This is a genomic window from Chloroflexota bacterium (assembly GCA_016219275.1).
Classification (GTDB): domain Bacteria; phylum Chloroflexota; class Anaerolineae; order UBA4142; family UBA4142; genus JACRBM01.
Genome location: JACRBM010000060.1, coordinates 12817 through 28530, shown reverse-complemented (window position 1 = coordinate 28530; position 15714 = coordinate 12817). Strand labels below are relative to the sequence as shown.

The window sequence follows — 15714 nt, the reverse complement described above, 5'->3', positions numbered from 1 at the left end:
TGGATTCTAGCGAAGATGTTGAGAAAGCAACAATGAATCAAGAACATTCAAGCGCGTTGCCTAGTTTTGTTCCCGCGGCGCTGGCGTACAGTCTTGACCTGACGCGCCAGAATCTCGCGACGGTAACGAGTTTCCCGGAACTGGCGAAGGATGGCAAATGGTTGTGTAGTGACGATGGTTTTTGGACGGGCGGGCACTGGACGGGATTGCTTTGGCTGGCGTACGCGCACACCGGCGACGACACACTCGAACGCGCCGCGCGCGCATGGACCGCGCGACTCACGCCGCGCCAGAACGATACAACCACACACGACCTGGGATTTCTTTTCGAGTTATCGCACATCCTGGGTTGGCGGCTCACCGGCGATGCGTCGTTCAAAGCGCCGGCGATTCAAGCCGCGCGTACGCTCGCGCGACGATTCAATGCCAAAGGCAATTTCTTCCAAGCGTGGGGCGCGTTGGATGGCGCGCCCAGTGAACGCGGGCGCGCGATCATTGACACGATGATGAATCTGAACTTGCTTTTTTGGACGAGCCAGGAAACCGGCGAACGCCACTTTGCCGATATCGCCATCGCTCACGCGGACACGACGCTCAAGCGCCATGTGCGCGCGGATTGGTCAACCTCACACGTGACCGATTTCGACCCGGAGACCGGCGCGTTCATCAAGCAAGATACGGCGCAGGGTCTGAGCGCGACCTCGTGTTGGTCGCGCGGGCAGGCGTGGGTCGTCTACGGTTTTGTCGAGTGTTATCGCGAAACCGGCGACGCGCGGTTTCGCGACGCCGCGCGCCATCTCGCCGCATATTGCTTGCGCCGCTTGCCTTCCGATCGCGTGCCGTACTGGGATTACGACAGCCCCTTGATTCCAAACGATGTGCGCGATAGTTCCGCCGGCGCGATCCTGGCATCGGCATTGTTGAACCTGGCAACGCTCGAGCCAGACCCGGCGCACGCCGATTGTTGGCGCGCGGAAGCGCTCGCAATGTTGGAATCACTGTGGAACAACTATAGCAGTCGCGGGACGCGCGAACCCTGCATCCTGTTGCACGGCACGCGCTCCAAACCCGAAGATTCGATGGATCACGGTTTGATCTACGGCGATTATTATTTCGTCGAAGCGTTGACCCGGCTTGCCCCGACCAACACGTTTGCAATTCTACCGAACCATGCTAGAATGAATTTGTAATCAAGGTCGTCGGGTCACGTTACTGACGAGGGTGACTGCCCCTGCCGGGTCGCGCCCTGGACGATGCTTGCTTGACTCTTCACTCGCTTGGGGCGCGGCTCCGAGCGAGTTTTTGTTTTGCGCGATGTGGTCTTTGCCGGAGATGGTCATGCTGGATGTTCTGCTGGTCGGCGCGGAGGAATTGGAAAATCTCGCGACGCGTTATCTCGCGGCGGTATTGCGTCAGCGCGGTTATGTCGTGGAACTCGTTCCTTTCAGTACCACCGCCGAGATGGACGCGGTCGTCGAGCGCGCACGCGCCACACAGCCGCGCGTCATTGGACTGTCCATCATCTTTCAGTATCGCGCTCCCGAATTCTTGAAGCTCGCCGAACAGTTGCGTCAACTTTTGCCGAACGTCCACATCACCGCGGGCGGACACTTTTGCACGTTCACCGCGTCCGACCTCCTGCGCGATTATCCGGCGTTGAACTCGGTCGTGCGCGGCGAAGGCGAAGTGACGCTCGTCGAGCTCGTCCAACACCTCGCTGCGCCCGAAACCTGGGATCAGATTCTCGGTCTGTCGTTTCGACGCGAGGAGTGCATCGTGAACAACGCGGCGCGTCCCCTCATCGCAGACCTGGATACGTTGCCTTTCCCGGCGCGCGATACGCCGCCGCAACATCATCTCGGTATCGGTGTGTCGCCCATCCTGGGTAGCCGGGGTTGTTATCGCGATTGCGCGTTCTGTAGCATCCACGCGTTCTACGGCGCAAGTCGCGGCGCGCTCCAACGCTTTCGCAGTGTGCCGAATCTCGTGGACGAGATGGAGCAATTGTATCACCAGTTTGGCGTCCGCTTTTTCATATTCAACGACGACGAATGGTTTCCGCCCGGGCGCGCGCGTATCCCGCGCATCACCGAGTTGGAACGCGAATTGCGCGGTCGCCGGCTCGACGTGATGATGAGCATCAAATGTCGCGCGGACGACATCGAAGAAGAATTATTTCGCCGTCTGTTAGCGTTGGGGGTCGTGCGCGCGTACGTCGGCGTCGAGTCTGGTTCCGATCACAGTCTGCAGACCTTGAACAAAAAGACGACGGTCGCGCAAAATCGGCGCGCGCTCCAAGTACTCCAGCGCGTCGGGATGCTCGCGGATTTTGGTATGATTTTTTTCGATCCCGAAAGTACGGTGGAAGACGTTCGCGCGAATCTGGATTTCTTTCACGCGATGGCAGGCGAAGGTCAAGCGCCGCTTAGCTTTGGACGGATGGAAGTGTACGCGGGCACGCCGATGCTCGCGCAACTGCAACGCGCGGGTCGGCTGACCGGCGATTATATGGCGTGGACGTACACGATGGCGGATCCACGCGTCGAGTTGTTGTTCCGGATGATGTACGCGACGATGCGCCAGCGCCACTATGATGGGAATGGCGTCGGCAAACAATGCTCGCTCGCGTGCTACGAACAGATGATGTACGAGTTTGGACGTCAAGGTCGCGCGGACCCTGGCTTGGGCGCGCGGTTACGCGACATGGTCGCCCGCGTCAACAATCACTCGCTTGCCATGCTCGAAGAAATGCTCGCGTACAATTTGCGCGAGAACATTTACGACGTGAATCGCGTCAACGCGCAAGTGGTTGCGTGGGCAAGCCAGATTCGTCTTTTTGATTTGAAGATGCAGATCGAACTTGCCGATTGGCGCGCGCAGATCAGCGCGAATCTGGAAACTGAACGGAGGTCCGAATGATTCCGTGGCGCAAACTGACACCCGACGCGCAGAAAAGCATCCTGGCTTTGATGGTCTTGTCCGGAGGCGCGAATCTCACTGGTTGTTGTCCGCCGGTGGTGTGCGATCCCGCGCCGCCACCCAGGACGGCGACTCCACTGCCGCGACCCAGTCCGATCATCTGCGATCCCGCACCGCCGCCTTCGGTTCGACCGACGCAACCGCGCGATGCCTCGCCGGTTCCATCGGCGACGCGAACGCCGTTGCGTACGCCGATCATCTGCGATCCGCCGCCGCCACCCAGGACGACGACGCCGCAAGCAACCGCCACGCCCGTCGCATCGCGTCGCTTTCAGTTGCGCGGTTTGCAGATGACGACGGATTCTACACTGAATGGTGCGGCGGTGCGCGGCTCCATCTACGACCGACAAGATCAACCGTTCGGCGAGGTCAAGATCACGTTGCAAGCCGGCAACACGATCATCGAAACGGCGACCGCGCGCAACGGCGCGTTCTTTCTCCGCGTCGCGAATCCTGGGTCGTATCAACTGATCATCGGCGGAGACAAGGCGAGCGCGCTTGCCTTGCAACTCAAGCCCTTCGATGTAGCGAATGTCGAATGGAAAGAACTCGAACCGCAATCACTCGCGCCGTTACCATTGGCAGAAATTCGCGTCGTGGATATTGTCTGGGGCGATGATTTGACTTTTACCGTGGAAACCGCGTGGGCGGATGCGCGCTATCGCTGGAGTGTTTCGGGTGGCACACTCATCGAAGAACAAACTCGTGTGATTTGGCAACCGCCCGCCGAGCCGGGTCGTTATCTTTTGCAACTCGTGGCGGATTGGGGCGCGGATGGATTGGCGGTAGATTCGATTGGGCTTGCCGTCACCGCGGAGGGATACGTCATTGTCGGTTGACGTTTTGATCGTCGAAGACCTGGCTCGACAAAAACTTCCGGCGCGCTCCATGTCTGCCGCGTTCCAGCGCGAAGGTTTGCGCGTCCACCTCGTTGATCTGAACGATGGATACGCGGCGATTATCGCGTCCGCGCGCGCCGAATCACCGGGCTTGATTATTTTCTCCATCCTCTTCGCCGACCGCGTAGACGAACATCTCGCGCTCATCACATTGTTGCGCGCGGCCGGTCTCCGCGCGCATTTCGCATTGATCGGACATCTGCCGACTCTGGCGTGTACCGATTTTTTGGCGGCTTGCCCTACCCTGGATTCGGTGTTGCGCGGTGACGCCGAAGCGTGCGCGCCAGACCTGGCGCGTTGTCTGGCGAGTCAGGGCGAATGGCAAACCGTGCCAGGTATCGCCTTGCGATCATCCGATCCGCTTTCGAATTTTTCGCCGCGAGAAAATATTTCGCTCGATGATTTTCCGCGCCCGTTGCGCGAGGAACCCGCCCCTTGCTTCCGAGGTTATCCCTTTGCGACGATTGAATCGAGCCGCGGATGTTATCACGCTTGTTCGTTTTGTCTACCCGCGGCGTCATATCGCGCGCAAGGGATGCCGTACCGCCAACGCGAAGTCGCCAAGATCGTGGACGAAATCGAGGAGTTATATCGCCGGGGCGTGCGGTTGTTCCTGTTCGACGACGATCAATTTCTGCCGCCCGGTCTGACGCGCGTCGCGCGCGTCGAAGAATTTGCGGTCGAACTTGAACGAAAGAATCTAACGATTGCGTTCACGATCAAATGCCGCGCCGATGATGTGGAGGCATCGCTTTTTCGGCGACTGAAAGAGCTGGGATTGTTGCGAGTCTACCTGGGGGTCGAATCCGGTTGCCCGGCGACGTTGGAACTTTTCAACAAGCGCACGACCGTTCAGCAGAACGCGGCGGCTTGCGCGATGCTAGAGAACCTGGGAATTGTTTTTGATTTTCGCTGTTTGCTCTTTCATCCGTGGAGCACACTTGAGACGGTCGCGGCAGAGATTGATTTTCTGCAAGCGATGCAATCGCACTTGCCGACCGCGCTCGACGTGCGCGAGATAGAAATTTATCCAGGCACACCGCTCGCGCGCCAACTGGGTCGCACAAGAGCCGGCGTGCCGACGCCTGGGCTAATGCCCTACACGATTGCCGATCCGCGCGCAGAGTTTCTCCGCCGAGTGAGTCGTCTGGTATTCGATTCTCAGGGCGCGTATGGTCGGACTTGCCGCGCGTTGACCGAGGATTGGTGCGCGCTGTTGCTGACGCGGCGCTTTCATCGCGAATTGGACAATGCGGGGAACTGGCAGAAACTTCGAGGTGTGGTCACCCAACTAAATGTCGCATCGCTCCAAGTCTGGGGAGAGATGTTGGAATTTGCGCGCGCGAGGGATATCTACGATGCGACTAGAGTGAATGCACAGGTGGGAGATTGGGCGATGGCGATCAATTCCGCTTGTGCGCCAATTGCGGCAGTCTCCGGTCGGTCGTCGGTGGTCATAAAGTTCGAGTAGCTTCACTTGCCTGCGTTCGCGTTTTTCTTATTCCAGTACCGCACCAGCCCTTGTACGATTCCCTCGTAACTTGACGCCACGTTGTACGCATCCACATCCGCGCCGACCGCTTGCATCTCTTGCGTCGCGCTCGCGGTGAGTCGCTTGACCATCTCCGTTTCATCCGCATCATCGAGCATCGCCGCGCGAATCACGTTTGCCCACGCGACTAGGCGCGTCTCCAAATCGTTCCAGTGCCAATTGAGATTGCCGCGAAATAGACCGAAATGCGCGAGACACAAACCGGACACATTCAGCGCGCGCAAACGCGCGATGCTCGCGCGCCACGTTTCGATGTCGAGTTCGGGCGGCGTGGTTGGCGGACGCACATAGCGCACGCCGGGCATTCGCACGCCGGCGATGTCGCCCGCGAACAACAACTGGCTGCGTTCGTCCAGGTATGCGTGATGATGCCGCGCGTGTCCTGGCGTATCGAACACGCGCAACGTAGACCCAGGAATGGCAAGCGTGTCGCCGTCGTTGACGATCACGAGATTCGGCGACGGCACGGGCAACACCGAACCCCACAACGAATCCATCTTGTCGCCGTACACGCGTTGCGCGCTCGCGACAAGTTTCGATGGATCGGCGACGTGCGGCGCGCCGATGGGATGCACGTACACCGTGACCCAGGGTAATTGTTTCGCGAGGACGCCCGCTGCGCCAGCGTGATCGAGATGAATGTGCGTGAGAAAAATTTGGCGTACGGATTCGAGTGACGCGCCCGTGGCTTGAACGCTTTCGAGCAATGCATCCAAGGTCGAGGCGGGACCAGGTTCGATGATCGCGGCAGATGCGCCATCGTAAACAAGATAGGACGCGATCACTTCGGCGCGTCCTTGGAATTGCAGATCAATCGTCCAGATATGGTCGGTTAGTTGATGCAGAAGCGGAGCCATCAAATCCATCCTATATTTCGCAGGAGCGACGCATGGGGGCAATTCATGAATCGCCCCTACAAAAAATCATCGTCGTCCCACAATCTTGTCATAGATCGCTTCGAGTTCTTCTTCCGAGTAAAAGTGAATCACAACCTTGCCGCCCTTGCGCGAGCGATACACTTGAACCTTGGTGCCGAGCGCGGAGCGAAAATCGCTTTCGAGCGCGCGCGTCGCCGCAGGCATTTCGCGCTCTTCGCGCGATGAGCGCGCGGTCGGCGGTCGGCGGTCGGGGGTCTTGGATTCATTCACGCGGCGCGCGGCCTCCTCGGTTTGCCGCACCGACAACCCGGCGTCAATCACCGCGCGCAAGAGTTGCTTTTGCTTGAGTTCATCGCCGACCGTGAGAATCGCGCGCGCGTGTCCCTCGCTGATCGTCTCTTCCGCGATTTCTTTTTGGATCTCTGCCGGTAACTTCAACAATCGCAACGCGTTCGCAACGGTCGTGCGATTCTTGCCGACCTTGGACGCGACCTCTTCCTGGGTCAAACCGAAATCGCCCATCAGTTGCCGATATGCGTTCGCCTCTTCGAGCGGATTCAAGTCCGCGCGCTGAATGTTCTCGACGAGCGCGAGTTCGAGCATCTCTTGCGGCGACGCGCCGCGCACAATGACCGGCACGGTCGCCAGCCCGGCGAGTTTCGCGGCTTGCCAGCGTCGCTCGCCCGCGATGAGTTGATAACGCGGTGCAAGCTCCGTCGAATCGGGCGCGGGCGTCACGATGAGCGGCTGAATCAAACCGTGCTCTTTGATCGAGTCGGACAACTCGCGCAACGCGTCGGAATCGAAACGATGACGCGGTTGCATCGGGTTCGGCACAATCGCGGCGACCTGGGCTTGGCGGACGCCGGGCGCGAGTTCGTTCGGTGTGCTCGGCGGAATTAGCGCGCCCAGCCCGCGACCGAGACCATGTTTTGTTGGAGGCATAGTTACCTCTTTGGTTTCCCTTGAGTCCGTTTAGTGGGCAATGAGGGAACTGAGGGAAATAAGGGAAATCATTTCCTTCAGTTCCCTTTGTTCTTTTCGAGGGAATGTAGGGAACGATTGGAACTTGCTTGCTCTCTCTCCAGCAGTTCCACCGTCAGCGCATCGTACGCCTGCGCGCCGCGCGATTTCGGATCGAACGAGACGAGCGGCTCGCCGTAACTCGGCGCTTCGGAGATGCGGACACTGCGCGGAATGACGGTGTGAAAAATCAACGCCGGAAAATGTTTGTTGACTTCTTCAACGACCTGCATTGCGAGGTGTGTGCGCGAATCGAACATCGTCATCGCCATGCCCGCGATTCTCAAACGCGGATTCAAACTTGCTTGCACGAGTTGAATCGTGTTGAGCAGTTGCGTCAATCCTTCGAGCGCGAGATACTCGCACTGAATCGGTACGATGACCGCGTCCGATGCAGTGAGCGCGTTAATCGTGAGCAAGCCAAGCGACGGCGGCGAATCAACAATCACGTAATCGTAACGCGAAAGAAGCGGTGCGAGCGCGCGTTCGAGCAAATGCTCGCGTCGTTCCGCGCTGACGAGTTCGATCTCCGCGCCGGCGAGCGAGGGCGACGATGGAATCAGGTCGAGGTGCAATCGCTTGGTGAGCATCACGATTTGGTCGAGCGGCGCGTCGTCCACGAGCGCGTGATAAATCGAAAACGTCGGCGCGTGCTTGTCCACGCCGAGCGACGACGTCGCGTTCGCTTGTGGGTCCATGTCCACGAGCAGGACGCGTTTCTCGCGCACGGCGAGGTACGCAGCGATGTTGATCGCGGTCGTCGTCTTGCCGACACCGCCTTTTTGGTTAGCGAAGGTGTAGATCGTTGACATTTACGATTGCCGATTTTCGATTTTCGATTTGTCTACCTACAAATTGCACAGCCAGCGTGAAATTGAAGCGACCTGTCCCTCATCATTCAGATTTGCGGCGTTGCTGAGTGTCTTGCTCTCCAACTGATCCCAGATTTCATTTGCCATCTTTTTCTCAACTGCCGCGCCGACAAAAAATGTATAAGGCGAAACACCGACTTTGGAAAATGCGGTACGAATCCGATCTAAAGCTGTTCGCGCAGTCTTCCAGTGTTCGTCTGCGCCGGCAGGATCAATCCCGCCCTTGAGTTCACCCAACGCGAGATACAATTTGGCTGAATTATATTCCGTGCCTTCCAACTTGTCGGGAGTCAGATTGAACAAACACAAATCCACATTGTTCTTGACGAGCGGAACCGTCAAGTTGTAAATCAGCGTGCGATTACCCTTCTTGCTTTGCCAACACAAGCCGCGCAAAGATAGCTCAATGTCCGAATCGTCGTCAGACATGTCAATCCATTTTCGCGTCTTGGAATCTTGCCAACGATAATGGATGCCGGCTATCGTCAAAGTTGAAATAATGGCGCGCGTGAGTTTTCTCTGTGCAATCGCTCCACCAACATTTCGCATCGAACCACCCAGCGTTTCACCACGCGTGAGGAGGAAACGAAAAACCAATTCTTCCACAAACTTGGCTCCGGCTGGTTCAAGGAAATTTTTGACTAACCCGTTGATGGCTTCTTGCTTATCTTGTGGCAACAAGTGATTAAGCGATTTGTCAGATAGACCTGCGGCAGTCAACAAACCGGCTTCGATGCCTTCCACTTGCAACAAATCAGCAGGCGTCCTGGCAACAGAAGCGGCTTCTTGGAGCGCGCGCGCTTCGGCGATATGCGGCGTCGCTCGTCGGTTTTTCTCAAGAGCCAAAGCGACAAAACCCGCGCGCGTCGCTTGGTACGTTGTTACGAGATCGTCGCTGGATTGGAGATGGTTTCGATAAGGACGCGCGGATGTTCGCTTCATAATTTTCTCCACACATACACACACTTACGTAGTGCTTCGCGTCCGTGTTCACCCATTTGTTGACTACTATTGCCTTTGCCATTCGGTAACACCAGAATGTTCTCGACGCGAAATCCAAGTTGCTCCGCGAACGCAGAAAGAATCAGGTCTACCGACACACTCGCGCCGGCATAGCGCACATTATCGTTGACCATGAAGCACAACCCACCTGATTTCAAAACCCGCGCACACTCTGCAATCACGCAAGCCATTTCATAGAAATACCCTTTGACCATGCGTGGGATACCGGTGTTGTTCAATGCGCCTGCCGCCTTTTGTCCGTCCAGGTATTTCAGAATCGCTTGCAAAAGATTCTGTTTGTCGGCAATCGCGATGGCAGTCGTCCAACGCGGGTTGATCTTGAGTAAATCTTTGGCGCGATTCTCGACCGTGCAACTGAGCATCTCTTGACGTAGTTTCACTAGACCTGGTTCGTCTGCGCCAAGCAGAGCCAGCTCCAATGCGTAGGTGCGCGTGTAGTCGTAACGATTGCAGTACGGCGGCGAAGTGAAAATCGCGTCATAGTGGTGGGCGGATAATGTGGGCAAAATCTCGAGGCATGAACCGTTATGCACACGTAGTTTGCCCTGGCTTGTCTCACGTGGGAACAACCCGGTTTGTTGTTCCGGCGCGAGGTCGGCAATGATTTCATTGATTTTCTCAGAAACGGCTCGCGCAAAACTCAAAATCTCGCCCTTGTCAAAAATCTTTTTGCCCCAACTTCGCCCCGCGCGATAATCCCAGCGCAGATATTGTCCGTCCTTGCGCGTGAAACTGATGGATTCGAGAACGCAGAGCAGCGCGAATCGCAAAACGGTTTGCACGCGCGGATTTTCTTGTTGGCAAGCCGCATGATATTTTTCAATCGCGTCTTTTGTCTCGGCAGGATACGCGCCCTTCGTTATCCGCAACTCGGGCAGATTTACTTTCTGCGACGATTGCTCCCATGGATGCAACGTTGCCCATCGTTGCAACACCGCGAAATCCTGCGCGGTAAATTCAGATTCGATCAGTTGCTTGGTCGCGATGATTTGTTGTCCGATCGGCAAGAGTTCGATTCCATCCGCGTCGAGTCCTAGCGCACTGGCGACAAACAGAGCTGTGCCGCTCCCTGCAAAGGGGTCGAGAATTCTGCCTTGAGTAATTGCGTACTTGTGAAGAAAGTACTCGACTAACGCGGCAGAGAACGCCTCTTTGTATTTGTACCAACGATACACCGGACGCGTCTTGTTGGCTTGGAAACTTACCAGAGAACGCGTCAGCGACGGCTGAACGACGAACTGGGTCTCGAAATGCTCCAACAAAATTTTATCGAGTCGTTCGATTTCATCCAACGCCGTATTCTGTTTCGGGATCAACGGTCTAGCTGTGTTGACTAGATTGAGCATCGCCAACACACTCCACTCGCGTTACTCATCGCTCGCCCTGTTCTCACTTTTCCCTAACGCCGCTAAAACTTCTGCCATCGTCGGCATCGCGCGCGCATCCTTGAACGGCGCGAGGCGGCGAAAGATTTCTGCGGCGGCAGTGTGTAACTCGCCGGGCATCCCGGCATCGTCGAGCGTCGCGGCGATCTCTTCCATCTCGCCGACCCAGCGCCACGCTTTCGCAGTCGAACGGCGTACGCGTTGCTCGGCGTTCGCGACAAAATTCGCGTCGTCCTGCGACCAGTGCGCGTACAACGCATCGCGCACACCCAGGTTTTCGGCGGTCGCGATAATCGCCGCGAGGAGCGCGTTCGTGCCTTTGTTGTACGCGGCGTAGCACATCTTGAGCGCGGACGCGTCGCCAATCCGCGAACTCAACACACGCGTTTCGAGCGGTCCCGCCGCGAAACACGCGGCGATTTCCTCTGCGCGCGCGCCGGCCAAATACAACCACGTGCTTGCCGGCTTCCACGCTGGTCCGCCGATGATGCCGCCATCTACAAACGCGATGCCCGCGCGTGCCAGCATCTCGCCGATGCGCTGCGCGCGTTGCGGCGAAATCGCGTTTGCATCCACGTACAGTCCGGCAAAACCCGCCGCCGCGACGTCAAGCGCGAGATTTTCCGCCGCGTCCGGCGGACAGACACTCACGATGATCGAGCATTCCGCGCAAAGATTCTTCAAGGTGAGCGCGTCGAGCAATCCGTACTTGTCCGCGCGCGCGCGCGTATCCGCACTGCGTCCCTCGGACGCCCAATAAACTGGATGCCCACTATTCCGCACGGACGCGGCAACGGAGATGCCCATTTCGCCGGGATGCAGAATGCCAATGCGTGTCATTTGAATCCATCCAATCTCGCCGCGACCTGTTCGCGCGTTGGAATCGTCGTCACGCTTGCACCTTCGACGCAGAACGATGCGGTCGCGTTCGAGAATCGCGCGGACTCGTACGGGTCGTTCGTTTCGTGCAGGCGAATCAAGAACGCGGCGGCGAACACATCGCCCGCGCCGGTCGGGTCTACCTCGCGCGCGGGGAAACCGGGAATCTGGCGCGACTCGCCGTTCGTGAACACGACGCAACCACGCGAACCCTGGGTCATCACTGCGATACGCGTCATCCGCACGTAATCATCCATCAACTCGAGATTGCCGTTCAAATCCTCTTCGCTCAACACGAGCACGTCCACGTGCGGTAAAATCTCCGGCGCTTCGAGCCAGGGACGCATCCGCACGCGTTTCGTTTCGTCCCACTGACGCAGCCAACCTTGCGGCGTCACGCCGACGAGTGCATGCGGAAATAATTTCGCAAAACGCGCGTCGAGTTCGCGCGCGAGCGGACCCAGGTGCACAATTGGCGTCGCGCGCCACACGTCCGGCACGTCGCTCGGTTCCATCGAATCCGCGCGGTCGAGCAAAAATTGTTGGCGATGTCCGTCGTTGTAAATGTTGTGAAAGGTCGTCGTGTGCGTGGAGGCAACTCGATGCACGTCAATGTCGCGCAAAACCGGGGGCAAAACAAAATCAGGGGCGAGACGGGTTGCGATGCCCGGCTTGCGCCCCAGATTGCGTGCGGTGATCGAACTGTAGGTCGTCGTCCCGCCGACCGTATAGCCGTTGGGCACCACGTCTTGCACGACGTGACCGATAACGAGAAAATCAATCATGTAAGTTTGCGGATTGGATCGTTGCATAGTTGAATAGTTCGAGCACAACTAACAAACTATCCAACTACACAACGAGCCAACTACTTTGGTAGAATCATCACGCGGCGATGATCGCCTTCGCCGATGCTGTGGGTTTTGACGTGCGGATGCTCGCGCAACGCGATGTGCACGATGCGCCGTTCGTTCGGCGGCATCGCTTCGAGCGTGATCGGCTGGCGATTCGATTCGACGCGCGTCGCCATGCGCTTGGCGAGTTCGCGCAGTTGCCGCTCGCGCCGCGTGCGATAGCCCTCGACATCCACCAAAAACTTGGCTTTGCCGGTCTGGGACGAGACCATCAAGCGCGCGAGGTATTCGAGATCGCGTAATGTCTCGCCGCGCCGACCGATCAACACGCTGAGGTCTTCGCCGACGATGTTCAACACGAACGCGTTTTCGTCTTCCGACGCCACGTCCGGCAGAACCTCGACCCGCGCGTCCATGCCCATCCCATCCAACAATTTTTTGAGAATCTCTTGCGCGACGGCGGAGATGTCCTGGTCGGTATAACTCTTCGCCGACGCGATGGGCGCGAGACGCACGACGGCGTCGCTGCCGATGCCAAGCAAACCGCGCGTGCCTTCGCTGACAATTTCGACATCGACCGCGTCGCGCGGTAATCCTAGTTCCGCCAGTCCTTTAGCAATCGCATCGTCAACGGACTTGGCGGAAAACTCACGCTTTGTTTCTGACATCCTTTTTTCCTTTTGCCGCGCCGGTGATGGCGGGCGCCGGTTTCGCGCCGCCGAACAAATTACCCCAGCCACTGGTCATGTACTGTTGAATGATGCCGACCACGTTGAAGACGATCCAGTACAGCGACAAGCCGATCGGGAACGACAACGAAATGTAACCGATGAAAATCGGCATCATCATTTGCATGGACTGGTTCATCTGCGCGGCTTGCGGGTCCGCCGACGGCATCGTCATCATTTTTTGCTGAACCCAGGTGCTGCCGAGTACGAGCGCCGGCACAATCAGCGTCACTGGCGCGCTCCAGTCCGGCGTGCCTGCGAGATTCAAACCCAGGAAATCGGGTTGCACGGGCACCGCCGCGGCGAGTTCCGGCATAAAGTTGTAGAGATGTTTTGCCAGGTCCATCAGTTGTTCGGGCTGTGCGCCCATCACCATCGTGATGGATTGATACAAGCCAATCATGATGGGCCACGGAATCAGCGCGGGCAAACAACCGCCCAGCGGGTTGACGCCGTTTTGTTGATACAACTTCATCTGCTCTTGCGCTAGTTTCTCTTTATCCTTGGCGTACTTTTTCTGCATCTCTTGCCATTCGGCGCTCGCCATCAGCGTCTGTTGCTTTTTGAACGCCTTTTGTTGTTGCCAGTAAAAGGGCAACGTCACCAGGCGCACGAGCAACGTAAAGAGAATGATCGCCAGACCGTAATTCTTGATGACGACATAGATAAACAATAACGTGTTCACCATCGGGTTGAACACGAACGTATTCCATATCGGGGCGAGAAAATCAAACATCCTTTGCTCCTACTTGCCAACTCTCCCTCCCCGGTTCTTGACGGGGGAGGAACGAGGTGGGGGTCATTACTTGTTCGCCGTGGGCGTGGCTAATTTGAAACTCGTCGTGTCCAACGCCCACTTGACCTGACCATCCACCGCGTTCAACGCGTACAACAACCGATCCTGCGACGCGATGTAGACGACGCCATCGCCGAGCGCCGGCGAACTCACGATGCGCGCGCCGGTCGCGCGGGTCCACTTGAGCGCGCCCGTGTTCGCATCGAGCGCGTACACTTTGAAATCATCTGCGCCAAAGTACGCGACGCCTTTCTCGATCACAATCGTCGAACGCACGCCATCGGCGGCTTTGAATTCCCATTTCTTTTCGCCGGTCGCGGCGTCGCGCGCGTACACCGTGCCGTCGAGCGCGGCAAAATAAATCACGCCATCCACCACGTTCGGATTCGACCAGACCCAGTTATTCGCGGCGAACATCCACTTTTGTTTGCCGGTCTCGACATCGAGCGCGTACATATTTTGCAAGCCGGCGACATACACCGAATTGCCGACGACGGCGGGTTTGGTCACACTGATGCCCTGGGCGTTAAATTCCCATTTCTTTGCGCCGGTCGCCGCGTCGAGCACGTACAATTTGTGATCGAGCGAGGGCGCGTATAACACATTGCCCACAAGCGTGAGGTCTGCCCACACTTCGCCGCCCGTCGCAAATTCCCATTTCTTTGCGCCGGTCGCGGCGTCGAGCGCGTAGATTTTTTTGTCGTTCGCGCCAAAGTAAACGAGATTATCCTTCACGATAGGAGACGAAACGACCGCGGCGCCAAGGTCCACTTTCCATTTCTCAGAGCCGGTCGTCGCGTCCACGGCGTAAAACTTTTTGTCGAATGCGCCAAAATAGACGACATTGTTCGCGACCGCCGGCGTCGAGTAGATCGAAACGAGGGAAGGGTCTTTGGGGAATTGCCACGGCGAGCTACCGTCCGCCGTGTTGACGGCGACGAGCTTACCGCCCATCCCGCCAACATAGATTGTGGCGCCGCTAAGCGTGGGGCTGGACCAACCGGTGACCGGCGCGCCGCCACAGCCCACCAAAAGAAACGCGGCGGCGATGAGAAGAACGACAAACCACGCCAGCCGCAAACGCGTCAAGTTTACCAAGCGAAACTCCTTCCGAACAAGTTGCAGATTTCAACCTTCAAGCGCCGCGCGCTTCAAGACTGAAATCTGAAACCTAATCGAATGGCACCGGATCGTATCCGCCCGGGTTCAAAGGATGACAGCGCGCAATGCGCCGCACCGCGAGCCAACCGCCTTTGAAAAGACCGCAATGCGAAATCGCTTCGACCGCGTACTGCGAGCAGGTCGGCACAAACCGGCAACTCGGCGGTAACAACGGCGAAAGAATCTTTTGGTAAAGTCGAATTGGAATGAGTGCGAGATGTTTCACAACAAAAAACCTTGCGAAGGTTTAATCACGCTTAGGCAAACCCGCGCGCTGAATCAGTGTTTCGATTGCCGTGTCCAGCTCGTTGAATGTGGCGCGCACGACCCCGGTGCGGGCAATCACGATGATGTCATAGCCGGACGCGATTTGCGTCAGCCGATGACGCATCGCTTCACGCAACCGGCGTTTGGCGCGATTACGCGCGACGGCGTTCCCCAGTTTCTTCCCAGCGACAAAACCAAAACGATTGATCGAAAGCGAGTTCGTGCGGATGCGTAGAATTACCAGTGGATGCGACCATGACTTGCCGCCGTCCCACGCGCGCTGGAAATCTTCACCGCGGCGCAGACTGAACGCGCGCTTCATGGGCTAGCTCATTATCGGATGAAGGACGAGGGATGAAGGAGGAAATCACACGTGCCCTTGCTGGGGCTTTTTCATCCTTCATCCTTTATCCTTCCGCCT

General features: G+C 57.5%; 16 protein-coding genes. 4 read left to right on the top strand and 12 right to left on the bottom strand.

Going from position 1 to position 15714, the window contains the following annotated elements:
• Positions 1-32 precede the first annotated feature (32 nt).
• The 4 genes from HY868_17070 to HY868_17055 all read left to right on the top strand — a co-directional run bounded on the left by HY868_17070 (position 33) and on the right by HY868_17055 (position 5349).
• Complete coding sequence (locus HY868_17070) at positions 33-1190, top strand: glycoside hydrolase family 88 protein (GenBank protein MBI5303851.1); 1158 nt, start codon at positions 33-35, stop codon at positions 1188-1190.
• Between the two features lie 148 nt (positions 1191-1338).
• On the top strand, positions 1339-2919 hold the full coding sequence (locus tag HY868_17065) for a cobalamin B12-binding domain-containing protein (GenBank protein ID MBI5303850.1): 1581 nt from the start codon (positions 1339-1341) through the stop codon (positions 2917-2919).
• A complete protein-coding gene (locus HY868_17060) occupies positions 2916-3818 on the top strand; it encodes a carboxypeptidase regulatory-like domain-containing protein (protein ID MBI5303849.1) in 903 nt (300 codons plus the stop codon). Before HY868_17065 ends, HY868_17060 begins: the two co-directional genes overlap by 4 nt.
• Positions 3808-5349, top strand: coding sequence for a radical SAM protein (locus HY868_17055; GenBank protein ID MBI5303848.1), 1542 nt, complete (start codon positions 3808-3810; stop codon positions 5347-5349). Before HY868_17060 ends, HY868_17055 begins: the two co-directional genes overlap by 11 nt.
• Positions 5350-5351: 2 nt before the next feature.
• Here HY868_17055 and HY868_17050 read toward each other — a convergent pair whose 3' ends face one another.
• The 12 genes from HY868_17050 to rnpA all read right to left on the bottom strand — a co-directional run bounded on the left by HY868_17050 (position 5352) and on the right by rnpA (position 15615).
• Positions 5352-6287 (bottom strand): MBL fold metallo-hydrolase, encoded by a 936-nt coding sequence (locus HY868_17050; protein ID MBI5303847.1) that lies wholly within the window; start codon positions 6285-6287, stop codon positions 5352-5354.
• A gap of 66 nt (positions 6288-6353) precedes the next feature.
• Positions 6354-7253, bottom strand: coding sequence for a ParB/RepB/Spo0J family partition protein (locus HY868_17045; protein MBI5303846.1), 900 nt, complete (start codon positions 7251-7253; stop codon positions 6354-6356).
• Between the two features lie 77 nt (positions 7254-7330).
• Positions 7331-8143 carry a ParA family protein gene (locus tag HY868_17040; protein MBI5303845.1) on the bottom strand — a complete coding sequence of 271 codons (813 nt, stop codon included), beginning with the start codon at positions 8141-8143 and terminating at the stop codon, positions 7331-7333.
• Between the two features lie 36 nt (positions 8144-8179).
• Positions 8180-9145, bottom strand: coding sequence for a restriction endonuclease (locus HY868_17035; GenBank protein MBI5303844.1), 966 nt, complete (start codon positions 9143-9145; stop codon positions 8180-8182).
• Positions 9142-10572 carry a site-specific DNA-methyltransferase gene (locus HY868_17030; protein ID MBI5303843.1) on the bottom strand — a complete coding sequence of 477 codons (1431 nt, stop codon included), beginning with the start codon at positions 10570-10572 and terminating at the stop codon, positions 9142-9144. Before HY868_17030 ends, HY868_17035 begins: the two co-directional genes overlap by 4 nt.
• A 21-nt stretch (positions 10573-10593) precedes the next feature.
• Positions 10594-11451 carry a DUF1932 domain-containing protein gene (locus HY868_17025; protein MBI5303842.1) on the bottom strand — a complete coding sequence of 286 codons (858 nt, stop codon included), beginning with the start codon at positions 11449-11451 and terminating at the stop codon, positions 10594-10596.
• Positions 11448-12302 carry a ribokinase gene (locus HY868_17020; GenBank protein MBI5303841.1) on the bottom strand — a complete coding sequence of 285 codons (855 nt, stop codon included), beginning with the start codon at positions 12300-12302 and terminating at the stop codon, positions 11448-11450. The genes HY868_17025 and HY868_17020 overlap by 4 nt, the downstream gene beginning before the upstream one ends.
• Before the next feature lie 53 nt (positions 12303-12355).
• Positions 12356-13009 (bottom strand): protein jag, encoded by a 654-nt coding sequence (locus HY868_17015; GenBank protein ID MBI5303840.1) that lies wholly within the window; start codon positions 13007-13009, stop codon positions 12356-12358.
• Positions 12990-13805, bottom strand: a complete 816-nt coding sequence (locus tag HY868_17010; protein ID MBI5303839.1) for a membrane protein insertase YidC — start codon at positions 13803-13805, stop codon at positions 12990-12992. Before HY868_17010 ends, HY868_17015 begins: the two co-directional genes overlap by 20 nt.
• Positions 13806-13871: 66 nt before the next feature.
• On the bottom strand, positions 13872-14963 hold the full coding sequence (locus HY868_17005; GenBank protein MBI5303838.1) for a PQQ-binding-like beta-propeller repeat protein: 1092 nt from the start codon (positions 14961-14963) through the stop codon (positions 13872-13874).
• A 73-nt stretch (positions 14964-15036) separates the two neighbouring features.
• Entirely contained in the window at positions 15037-15252 is a 216-nt protein-coding gene (gene yidD, locus HY868_17000) for a membrane protein insertion efficiency factor YidD (protein MBI5303837.1), read from the bottom strand.
• A 21-nt stretch (positions 15253-15273) separates the two neighbouring features.
• The gene (gene rnpA, locus HY868_16995; GenBank protein MBI5303836.1) at positions 15274-15615 is read right to left on the bottom strand and encodes a ribonuclease P protein component; all 342 of its coding nucleotides are present in this window, start codon (positions 15613-15615) and stop codon (positions 15274-15276) included.
• Between the last annotated feature and the right edge of the window lie 99 nt (positions 15616-15714).

Coding starts and splice junctions, on each gene's coding strand:
- HY868_17070 (MBI5303851.1), top strand. CDS start 33: ATGAATCAAGAACATTCAAGCGCGTTGCCTAGTTTTGTTCCCGCGGCG.
- HY868_17065 (MBI5303850.1), top strand. CDS start 1,339: ATGCTGGATGTTCTGCTGGTCGGCGCGGAGGAATTGGAAAATCTCGCG.
- HY868_17060 (MBI5303849.1), top strand. CDS start 2,916: ATGATTCCGTGGCGCAAACTGACACCCGACGCGCAGAAAAGCATCCTG.
- HY868_17050 (MBI5303847.1), bottom strand. CDS start 6,287: ATGGCTCCGCTTCTGCATCAACTAACCGACCATATCTGGACGATTGAT.
- HY868_17045 (MBI5303846.1), bottom strand. CDS start 7,253: ATGCCTCCAACAAAACATGGTCTCGGTCGCGGGCTGGGCGCGCTAATT.
- HY868_17040 (MBI5303845.1), bottom strand. CDS start 8,143: ATGTCAACGATCTACACCTTCGCTAACCAAAAAGGCGGTGTCGGCAAG.
- HY868_17035 (MBI5303844.1), bottom strand. CDS start 9,145: ATGAAGCGAACATCCGCGCGTCCTTATCGAAACCATCTCCAATCCAGC.
- HY868_17030 (MBI5303843.1), bottom strand. CDS start 10,572: ATGCTCAATCTAGTCAACACAGCTAGACCGTTGATCCCGAAACAGAAT.
- HY868_17025 (MBI5303842.1), bottom strand. CDS start 11,451: ATGACACGCATTGGCATTCTGCATCCCGGCGAAATGGGCATCTCCGTT.
- HY868_17020 (MBI5303841.1), bottom strand. CDS start 12,302: ATGCAACGATCCAATCCGCAAACTTACATGATTGATTTTCTCGTTATC.
- HY868_17015 (MBI5303840.1), bottom strand. CDS start 13,009: ATGTCAGAAACAAAGCGTGAGTTTTCCGCCAAGTCCGTTGACGATGCG.
- HY868_17010 (MBI5303839.1), bottom strand. CDS start 13,805: ATGTTTGATTTTCTCGCCCCGATATGGAATACGTTCGTGTTCAACCCG.
- rnpA (MBI5303836.1), bottom strand. CDS start 15,615: ATGAAGCGCGCGTTCAGTCTGCGCCGCGGTGAAGATTTCCAGCGCGCG.